The following is a 9,721-nucleotide window of genomic DNA, read 5'->3' as shown; positions in this document are numbered from 1 at the left end:
CCAGCACCGCAGCGTTTCTCTAAAACCCAAGACCAGTTCAAATCTTCTCTGAAGCGTTTTAAACACGGCATCGGTCTCTCAACACAACGCAAAAGACGCCTTCCTATTTCCAACAAAAGACGCGTTTTAATATTCTATCTCCAGCACCGCAGCGTTTTTCTAAAACCCAAGAACTGCCAAAACAGTGCATAAACTTTTCTCACCTTCCCTTTCGAATGCTGTTTTTTAAAAAGGCAGGCAAGCTCATGCTTGCCCTTACAGAATTGGCACAGTTTTTCTAAAGACATCAGTGTTTAAAGACATGAGCATTTAAAGACATGGGCACTCAAGCATCTTTAGAAGGTTGCTGTTTAGTTTTAGGTTCCTCAGCATTTAATGCTTTTTCAGCGTCTTCTTTGCTTGCAGCAAGATTTTTTGCTCCAGTGGAATTTTTTACTCCAGTGGAATTTTTTACTCCAGTGGAATTTTTTACTCCAGTAGAGTTTTTTACTCCAGTAGAGTTTTTAGCACTTCGTGCTTTTTTCTCAGTTCCACGAGATTGAGGCTCTTTAAACGTGGTATTATGAGCATTGGCATCCCTAGATTTTGTTTTTTCTTTTGCAGTTTTTATCCCTTCGCTTTCTCCCTCTGCTTTACGAGCATTTGTTTCCTCTCCCATTTTTTTCTCTGTTTCGCCCTTACGAGTATTTGTTTTAGGGACAGAGGAAGTGCGCACAGTAGCATTTTCATCTTTCTGTGTTCGTGAAGGGGGTTTTCCTGCCACAACCTCGTTAATTTCCGCACCGGTTAAAGTTTCATATTCCAACAAACCTTGCGCCAGAGCGAACCATTCTTTCTTTTTTGTTTTCAGAATTCTGGTAGCATCTTTGTAAGCATCATCGATGAGCTTACGTACTTCCATATCGATCATACGCGCTGTTTCTTCAGAGACATTTTGTGTTCGTGCAACGGAATGCCCTAAAAAGACTTCATCTTGGTTATCACCATATGCAACATTACCGAGAATATCAGAAAAGCCCCATCGCGTAATCATTGCGCGCGCCAATTTTGTGGCCTGTTCGATATCGGACGCAGCACCGGATGTTATATTTTCTTTTCCGAATTTCAATTCTTCAGCCACACGTCCGCCCATCATGATAGCCAGACGAGAAATCATCCAGCGATAGCTCATAGAATAACGATCCCCCTCAGGCAATTGCATAACCATACCCAAAGCTCTTCCTCTTGGTACGATTGTTGCTTTATGAACAGGATCGGCAGCAGGCACATTGAGAGCTACGATAGCATGTCCTGCTTCGTGATATGCGGTGAGTTCTTTTTCTTCTTGGGTCATAGCATTTGAACGGCGTTCAGCGCCCATCATCACCTTGTCTTTAGCATCTTCAAACTCTTGCATTGTCACCACTCTTTTATTGCGGCTAGCAGCCATAAGAGCCGCCTCATTGACAAGGTTCATCAGATCAGCACCCGAAAACCCTGGCGTACCCCTTGCCAAAATTTTCAGATCCACATTAGGCGCTAAAGGCACGTTGCGCACATGAACTTTCAAGATTTGCTCACGCCCAGAAACATCGGGGTTTGGCACGACAACTTGGCGATCAAAGCGGCCTGGTCTTAACAAGGCAGGATCGAGCACATCGGGACGGTTTGTTGCAGCAATAAGAATGATACTTTCATTGGGCTCGAAACCATCCATTTCGACAAGCAATTGGTTTAAGGTTTGCTCGCGTTCATCGTTTCCACCTCCCAATCCGGCACCACGATGACGACCAACAGCATCAATTTCATCAATAAAGATAATACATGGGGCATTTTTTTTCGCCTGTTCAAACATATCGCGCACGCGGCTTGCACCAACACCGACAAACATTTCGACAAAATCGGACCCAGAGATAGTAAAGAAGGGCACATTGGCCTCCCCGGCAACAGAGCGTGCCAGCAAGGTTTTACCTGTTCCTGGAGGACCAACCAGCAACACGCCGCGTGGAATACGTCCCCCTAAGCGTTGAAATTTTTGTGGTTCACGTAAAAATTCGACGATTTCCTGTAGATCCTGTTTTGCTTCTTCAACGCCAGCAACATCCTTAAAGGTAACACGCCCCTGCGCTTCATTGAGCAATTTTGCCTTTGATTTACCAAACCCCATAGCGCCGCGTGATCCATTTTGCATTTGTCGCATAAAGAAGACCCACGCCCCAACGATAATAATAACGGGCAACAAAGAAAAGAGAAGGTTGAGGAAGATGCTATTACCAGAGCTTTCAGGGATAGCTTTAACGTTAACATTTCTGCTTTCCAATTTTTGTATTAAGCTTGGATCTCGTGGTGCAAAAGTTGAAATAACTCTATGATCAGCGGTTTTTCCTGTTAATTTCTGACCTTGAATGGTCACAGACTTCAATTCATTATTCTCGACTTTCTGCAAAAACTCGGAATAGGAGAGTTCTCCCCCTCCAGAACGCTGGCTATCTCCATTAAAAAGAGAAAACGATACAATCAAAATCAAGGCAATAACTCCCCAAATGAGGAGCGAGCGGTAATTGGAATTCATGTTAAGTCCACTTAATAAAACACAGATTTTAAATAAACACCCTTAACATATAACCTTGTCTGCCCCTTGCCAAGACATGAGAAGATGTTTATTCTCTTTTAAAGCGATTTTTCTTTATCTTTTCGCCTCAATATTAAAAAAAGGCTCAATAACATTAATAAACGGAGCATCTTCGCGTGACAAAAGCCAATCGAAGGGAGCCATAATTCGCTTTATGGTGACATTTTGTTGTAAAAGAGCGTGATCTGTCAACTCTGGAATATCATATCCTTTATCGTTTGAGATCATAGGCAGCGATTGGAGAGAAGGATAATGGGGGCGTTTGCGATCGAAATTTCTTTTTTTGCACAGAGATTTCAGCTGTTCCAACCCCGCTGGTCCAACTTTCAAAGTCTCAGTCCCAGAGTTTGTAATTTGATAGCGTCCATCCCATACAAAAGTTTTTCCGGGCTCAACAACCGCTTCTTTCAGATTTCGAGATTCGCGCCAAACAGCAATCCCGCTTCTCTTACGTTCCTCCTTTTGGTTATATTGCCCCTTTGGATTGTATTCCCCCCTTGGATTGTATTCCCCCCTTGGATTGTATTCCCCCCTTGGATTGTATTCCCCCCTTGGATTGTATTCCCCCCTTGGATTGTATTCAATGACAGATCCAGCCAGAGTAAAGCGTTGCTTTTCTGGAGAGTTGAGACACAACTTTTGGAAAAGAGCGATTAATTTTTGTAAAGGGAGCAAATAAGCCCCTCCTCCCATCAGCACGGTAAAGAGTCCCACGATAAAAGGAAAATCTGGATGTTTTTGTAAGAATGGTGCGGGCTTTGCAATAAAACAACGCCCATATTCAACAGTGATATCCAGAGCCAAAATCAAATCGGCAATATTTTGTGCCTTTTGACGGCGTTGAAGTGCCGCTTCATTAACCTTTTTAGCAATATCGATAAGCTTTTTTGGGTGCAGCGATTGGCGCACACGTACGCGTTCAAATTTGCGATCTTCATTGGTTGGATCATCAATCCATGTTTTTCCCTTTAAATGCAAATAAGCCCGCAATGTTTTACGCTTGACCCCAAGGAGCGGACGAATCAAGCGTACAGTTCGGTGCAACAACGCTTCACGCGGAATACAAGATAAACCGCGCTGATAGATCTGCCCATAGTTTTTTTCGGCACTATTTTCTGCCATTTTTGTAGAACGGCCGCCATCGCGTTTTTCTTCAAAGCATTCTTGTTGCAAAACCGGGGCATTTTTTTGAAGACGTTGGCAACGCATCTGATAAGTTTCAACCTGATCATTGAGCGTATGCCCTGTCATAATAAGCGTTGCCCCGTGTTTTTGTGCTTCTTTAAAGAGGAGATCATAGCGTGCAACACGAGCACTTGAAGCGATATGTGTTTTTGGCTTTTTGCCTTCCCAGCGCACAGTGATATGTTTAATGTGGTTGTCACGACAAATTTCCGCAACAGTTGAAGCTTCACGCGCTGATTCTCTACGCAATTGATGATCAACGGTAACGACAATCATTTCCGGAGGAACAGAGAGCGTTTTTAAATGGTCTTTGACCAAAAACAACAAAGCGAGCGAATCACTACCCCCTGAAACCGCAAGGATCACCTTTCGACATTCAACAAAATCTGATGTTTTAAAGAGATTTCCTGCTAATCTAACGAGCACCGTGAACGACTCCGCTCTTTTTTAAGAGGTTTACAAAAGACGCACTCCAATGTTTTAGAAAGTTTTGGTGTTTTAGAAGATTTTGATTTTTTAGCAAAAACTGTACAAGCCTCTTCATTATGACCAAGAGCCACCATACTGATTGCTAATTTCAACAAAATTTCAGAAGTGTAGTGCTTTTTTTTGTCTAAATACCATACATTAAGATAAACTTGTGCCGCTTCATGATAGCGTTTTTGTCCCAACAAAGCTTCAGCCAACCAAAACACAGCATCATCGTTTAAAGGATCTTTTGGATAGCGGTTTTGAAAAGCGCAAAAAGCTTTTTCAGCTTTGACATAGTTGCCAGAAAGAATAAAATCATAGCCTTCTTTATATAATTTTTTTGGAGAAAAAAGGGAATCCTCTTCCCTATACTGCAGTTTAGCAGAATTGCTTTCCGCATGTGTTTTCTCCAAACGGCTATACAGTTCCTCCACACGAGCTTCTCTTTCATCCGCAAAGTTATGTACTTTCTTCAAGCGTTCATCGGTTTCTTGCGAACGGTCATTTATTTCTTCAAAACGGCTTTCAGGATTATGGTTCGCCATACTCTTGTGTTTTTCCTCATCAGCACCCCTGTTGTGAAGATCCCCCTGCCCCATCCCTTCCTTTGCGCTCTTAAAGTTTTCATCTAAAGTAGCATAATCAGAGGGACAAGAATAAACAGCAGAGCCTTCTTTATCAAAAAGCCGATGAAATTGTTTTTGAACACTTTCCAAATCGTTATGCTCAAGCACCGTTCGTATCTTATTCAAGAGCTTATCCAAATCATAATCTTTAAAGAGAGCATCTTGATTTTCCAAAATAAATTCTTGATCTTGAATCATCCCCTGAAAAGAAAAATCTGCACCCAACGCGGCAGGCGCCACACCCGTAGCAGCAGGAACCGCATCCGTAACAGCAGGAACCGCATCCGTAGCAGCAGGAACCGCATCCAACGCGGCAGGAGCCCCACCCGTAGCAGCAGGCGCCACACCCGTATCAGCAGGCGCCACACCCGTATCAGCAGGCGCTGCACCCGTAACAGCAGGAACCGCATCCAACGCGGCAGGAGCCCCACCCGTAGCAGCAGGAGCCCCACCCGTAGCAGCAGGAACCGCACCCGTAGCAGCAGGAACCGCATCCGTAGCAGCAGGAACCGCACCCGTAGCAGCAGGAACCGCATCCGTAGCAGCAGGCGCCACACCCGTATCAGCAGGCGCCACACCCGTATCAGCAGGCGCTGCACCCGTAACAGCAGGAACCGCACCCGTAGCAGCAGGAACCGCATCCGTAACAGCAGGAACCGCATCCGTAGCAGCAGGAACCGCACCCGTAGCAGCAGGAACCGCACCCGTAGCAGCAGGAACCGCACCCGTAGCAGCAGGAACCGCACCCGTAGCAGCAGGAACCGCATCCGTATCAGCAGGCGCTGCACCCGTAACAGCAGGAACCGCATCCGTAGCAGCAGGAACCGCATCCGTAGCAGCAGGAACCGCACCCGTAGCAGCAGGAACCGCACCCGTAGCAGCAGGAACCGCACCCGTAGCAGCAGGAACCGCATCCGTAGCAGCAGGAACCGCATCCGTAGCAGCAGGAACCGCATCCGTAGCAGCAGGAACCGCATCCGTAGCAGCAGGAACCGCATCCGTAGCAGCAGGAGCCACACCCGTATCAGCAGGCGCTGCACCTGTAGCAGCAGGCGCTGCACCTGTAGCAGCAGGCGCTGCACCCAACGCGGCAGGAGCCCCACCCATATCAGCAGGCGCCACACCCGTATCAGCAGGCGCCACACCCAACGCGGCAGGAACCGCACCCAACGCGGCAGGGGCTGGATCATATGGAGGGTATTGAGAAGCTCTTCGCGGTGCACTTTGAGCAAACAAAGTAAAACACGCTATAAAAACCGACATAAAAAAGACGCCTGTCCAATTTTGCTTCCTATAGATCCACATACTTTTCCCCAAAACACAAATACAAAGGTTGAGTCACCTCATTGAGATAAACCAAGAATTTATACAAACCCAAGAATTTACACAAACCCAAGAATTTACACAAACCATTGTCATCTGTATTTTTAACCACGTCCACGTTATTCGTTCGCGTTATTAATTGTAGTAACAGCGCGTCGATTTTGGTTCCAACAGGAAATATCGTCACACACGGCTACAGGTCTTTCTTTTCCATAAGAGATCGTCCGCATCCGTTGTGCAGATACACCAAGAGACATTAAATAATCGCGTACAGCCACAGCACGACGCTGCCCTAGTGCCAAATTATATTCACGCGTACCACGCTCGTCAGCATGACCTTCGATCGTAATAAAATAGGAGGGATAACGAAGCAACCATTCTGCTTGACGCATTAAAACATGTTCAGCATCAGGCTCAATTGAAGAAGAATCAAGACTAAAGAAAACGCGATCACCAACGTTAACAGTAAAATCCTGCCCTGAACCTAAAGGCGCCTGATTAAAGCCGGCACTATTCATACCGTTGACACCACCAACATGTTTTGGACCACAACCAACAAGGGCCAGTGAGAAAAAAAGGATTATGGTCAAGGGATGAACGGGAATATTTTTGATAGAGCGCATAAACTGATTCTCCTTATTGTAAAAATCAAACTCGAAGGGATAGATACATTCTTTCGATAGCGCTTCAAGAATAATTGTTAATTCCTAATGAAGATAAAATTTTCTCTATTTTTTGAGTCCATTCATTTTCTTCACCGACAGCCTTTCCGCACGAACGTGAAATCGCGCACGTACTGCCCCTGCTTTCTTTTTGTTTATGCATTTATTTTATGCATCATCTTGCTGTTTTTTCTGAAGTGCATTTAGTTTAGCAAAAACTTTATCAGCATCGAAATTCTTGTTGAGGTCCTGTTCATGCTCCTCTTCATTGAGAGCGACATTCTCTGTAACCGATGCGGGGAGTAAAGATCTATCTCCCTCAGAAGCAACGGGGCGATTTTTCGCAGCACGCTGGAGTTCGATATCCAAATCAATTTGCAAGCACAAGCCAAGACCTACAGGATCGCGAGGGACCAAATTAGCGCTATTCCAATGGGTTCTTTGGCGAATTTGTTCAATAGTTGCTTTTGTTGTTCCAATCAACCGTGCAATCTGAGCATCTTTCAACTCAGGGTGATTAGTCACCAACCATAAGATACCATTTGGGCGATCTTGGCGCCGCGAAAGCGGAATATAGCGCGCACCTTTGCGTTTTTTTTCGGGGATACGGACTCTTGACTCAGAAATTTTCAAGCGCGCGCTTTCATCTGCTTCCACCCGTGCGATTTCACTACGTGTTAACTGCCCAGAACTAATCGGATCAAGGCCTTTAATACCATAAGCAGCTTCCCCATCAGCAATAGCCTTTACTTCCAACACATGCAATTTACAAAATTCTGCAATCTGTTCAAAAGAAAGCGCTGTGTTATCAACCAGCCAAACAGCTGTAGCTTTGGGCATCAAAAGTTGCGTTGCCATTTTTATACTATCCTCTTATTTGCCTTTTAAGGCGGGTTATTGCTCACTCTGGAACTCTGGAGTATTCCTCCTATCTTGGAGTATTTCGTCCTAATATTGTCAGGCTATGTTCACCCGCTTTTAATAAAGCGAGCCATGGAACAAACCACTTTTGCCATGAAATTACATTCTGTTATAGCGTGATTTTTGACTGACGACAAGACATCTATCTTGTGATACGTCTCAAGAAAGTCTCTTTACCTTTAAGGTGAATTTTCTTATTAAAGGATTTATATGATCACTTCACCTTATGATGCAATACTTTTGTTTACAGGTTTTTAGCACATTTGTTGCACCAGAATGGGTGTGTAACCGCCTCTACTTGAGGGCGCCATAACTGAAAGAAAAGCCGAAACTGAAAGGGAAACTATGGCAGGCCATTCACAATTTAAAAATATTATGCACCGTAAAGGTCGCCAAGATGCGATGCGCTCGAAAATATTTTCGAAGCTTGCGCGTGAAATTACCGTTGCAGCCAAACAAGGCTCTCCGGATCCGGCCATGAATCCGCGCTTAAGGCTCGCTATCCAAAATGCTAAGGCACAATCCATGCCGAAAGATAATATTGAACGCGCAATTAAGAAAGCTTCAGGCAATGATGTCGAACATTATGATGAAGTACGCTACGAAGGCTATGGTCCAGGGGGCGTTGCGATCATTGTTGAAGCTTTAACCGATAACCGCAACCGTACCGCTTCAAATGTGCGCGCTGCTTTCACCAAATCGGGCGGTGCACTAGGGGAAACAGGTTCGGTCAGCTTTATGTTTAATCGGATTGGTGAAATCATCTATCAGAAGCAAGCAGGAACAGCTGACAGCGTCATGGACGCAGCGATAGAGGCCGGTGCTGAAGATGTACAATCAGAAGAAACAGGGCACCACATCATCTGTGCGTTTGAAGATATTGGTGAAGTTTCTAAGATGCTTGAAGCCAAACTTGGCGAAGCAGAATCAATCAAAACTGTTTGGAAAGCAACGACCCTCGCCCCCATAGATGAAGAAAAAGCTTTATCAATTTTACGGCTTATTTCAACATTAGAAGAAGATGATGACGTGCAAAATGTTTATGCCAATTTTGATGTCAGTGATGAGATTTTGGCAAAATTGTCTGCATAATTGCGCGCGCCATCATCACAGTGCGTGCTTCCTTTTAAAAGAGCTCTCAAAGGGTTATTTACACAAGCGTAATCGGCCTTATTGGAGGGAACGTAAAGGTGTAAAAAGGTGTAAAGCAAACACACCAGCCCCCTCTTTACCCTCTTCTCTTCCTTCGGCTGCAGAGCTTTCAAAAGCAGCCACAGCAATGGCTTTTAAAGAGTAGCGTGCACGCCATTGCCGCGCGCCTTTGTTTATAGCACACAACCCAAGGACCACGCCCCTCACAGACAACAGCACACGATTGCATGGTTCACGCATGCACTCTCCTCTTCATTGGGCTTCACAGCTTCCAAACCCATCTCACAGCAATGGCTCTTAAAGAATGGCAAGCGCACACCATTGCCGCACGCCTTTGTTTATCACAAGCACCCAAGGACCACGCCCCTCACAGACAACAGCACACGATTGCATGGTTCACGCACGCACTCTCCTCTTCCTTCGGGCTTCACAGCTTTCCAAAGCATCTCACGGCACCCCCCATAAAAGCTATCATGCAAAATCCATGAGATCCCACCATCAGTGCGCTTATGGTTTATGCAGGAATAAACCTGCACCCTCATGATAATCTACCAATGACTCAGTGTTGCGATAGCTTATGCATGAAGGCGGTTCACAAGGGGTCTCTTTGCTCTTTTCGTAAAGGTTTTTATCCATATATTAATCCGTTCTATCAAACTTACGTAAATATTCTCATTTCTGATTACATCTACTGTTGATTTCCTGCTTCTTCGAGGCTGGTTTCACCAAAGTCACAAGACATTGGCCAGAGCCTTCCTCTCCACAGGCTG

The 9,721-nt window shown here is 45.2% G+C and carries 8 protein-coding genes; 2 read left to right on the top strand and 6 right to left on the bottom strand.

Features of this window, described 5'->3' with window-relative positions; all coding sequences use genetic code 11:
• On the top strand, positions 1-192 hold a 192-nt coding region (locus tag ABD915_RS07920; protein WP_345117176.1), incomplete at its 5' end, for a hypothetical protein.
• A gap of 133 nt (positions 193-325) precedes the next feature.
• Here ABD915_RS07920 and ftsH read toward each other — a convergent pair.
• The 5 genes from ftsH to ABD915_RS07890 form a co-directional block, all read right to left on the bottom strand.
• Positions 326-2,551, bottom strand: a complete 2,226-nt coding sequence (gene ftsH, locus ABD915_RS07915; RefSeq protein ID WP_345117174.1) for an ATP-dependent zinc metalloprotease FtsH — start codon at positions 2,549-2,551, stop codon at positions 326-328.
• Positions 2,552-2,665: 114 nt separating this feature from the next.
• Entirely contained in the window at positions 2,666-4,222 is a 1,557-nt protein-coding gene (tilS, locus tag ABD915_RS07905; protein WP_425548202.1) for a tRNA lysidine(34) synthetase TilS, read from the bottom strand.
• Entirely contained in the window at positions 4,207-6,156 is a 1,950-nt protein-coding gene (locus tag ABD915_RS07900; RefSeq protein WP_345117172.1) for a tol-pal system protein, read from the bottom strand. The genes tilS and ABD915_RS07900 overlap by 16 nt, the downstream gene beginning before the upstream one ends.
• Before the next feature lie 179 nt (positions 6,157-6,335).
• Positions 6,336-6,839 carry a peptidoglycan-associated lipoprotein Pal gene (pal, locus tag ABD915_RS07895; RefSeq protein WP_345117170.1) on the bottom strand — a complete coding sequence of 168 codons (504 nt, stop codon included), beginning with the start codon at positions 6,837-6,839 and terminating at the stop codon, positions 6,336-6,338.
• A 207-nt stretch (positions 6,840-7,046) separates the two neighbouring features.
• A complete protein-coding gene (locus ABD915_RS07890) occupies positions 7,047-7,736 on the bottom strand; it encodes a DUF1013 domain-containing protein (protein WP_345117167.1) in 690 nt (229 codons plus the stop codon).
• A gap of 408 nt (positions 7,737-8,144) precedes the next feature.
• Here ABD915_RS07890 and ABD915_RS07885 point away from each other — a divergent pair, with 408 nt between their 5' ends.
• Entirely contained in the window at positions 8,145-8,891 is a 747-nt protein-coding gene (locus tag ABD915_RS07885; protein ID WP_345117165.1) for a YebC/PmpR family DNA-binding transcriptional regulator, read from the top strand.
• Positions 8,892-8,969: 78 nt separating this feature from the next.
• Here ABD915_RS07885 and ABD915_RS07880 read toward each other — a convergent pair whose 3' ends face one another.
• Complete coding sequence (locus tag ABD915_RS07880) at positions 8,970-9,191, bottom strand: hypothetical protein (protein ID WP_345117163.1); 222 nt, start codon at positions 9,189-9,191, stop codon at positions 8,970-8,972.
• Positions 9,192-9,721: the final 530 nt, after the last annotated feature.

It is taken from the genome of Bartonella jaculi (assembly GCF_039543045.1).
Classification (GTDB): Bacteria; Pseudomonadota; Alphaproteobacteria; order Rhizobiales; family Rhizobiaceae; genus Bartonella; species Bartonella jaculi.
This window is presented reverse-complemented; position numbering and strand designations above follow the sequence as displayed.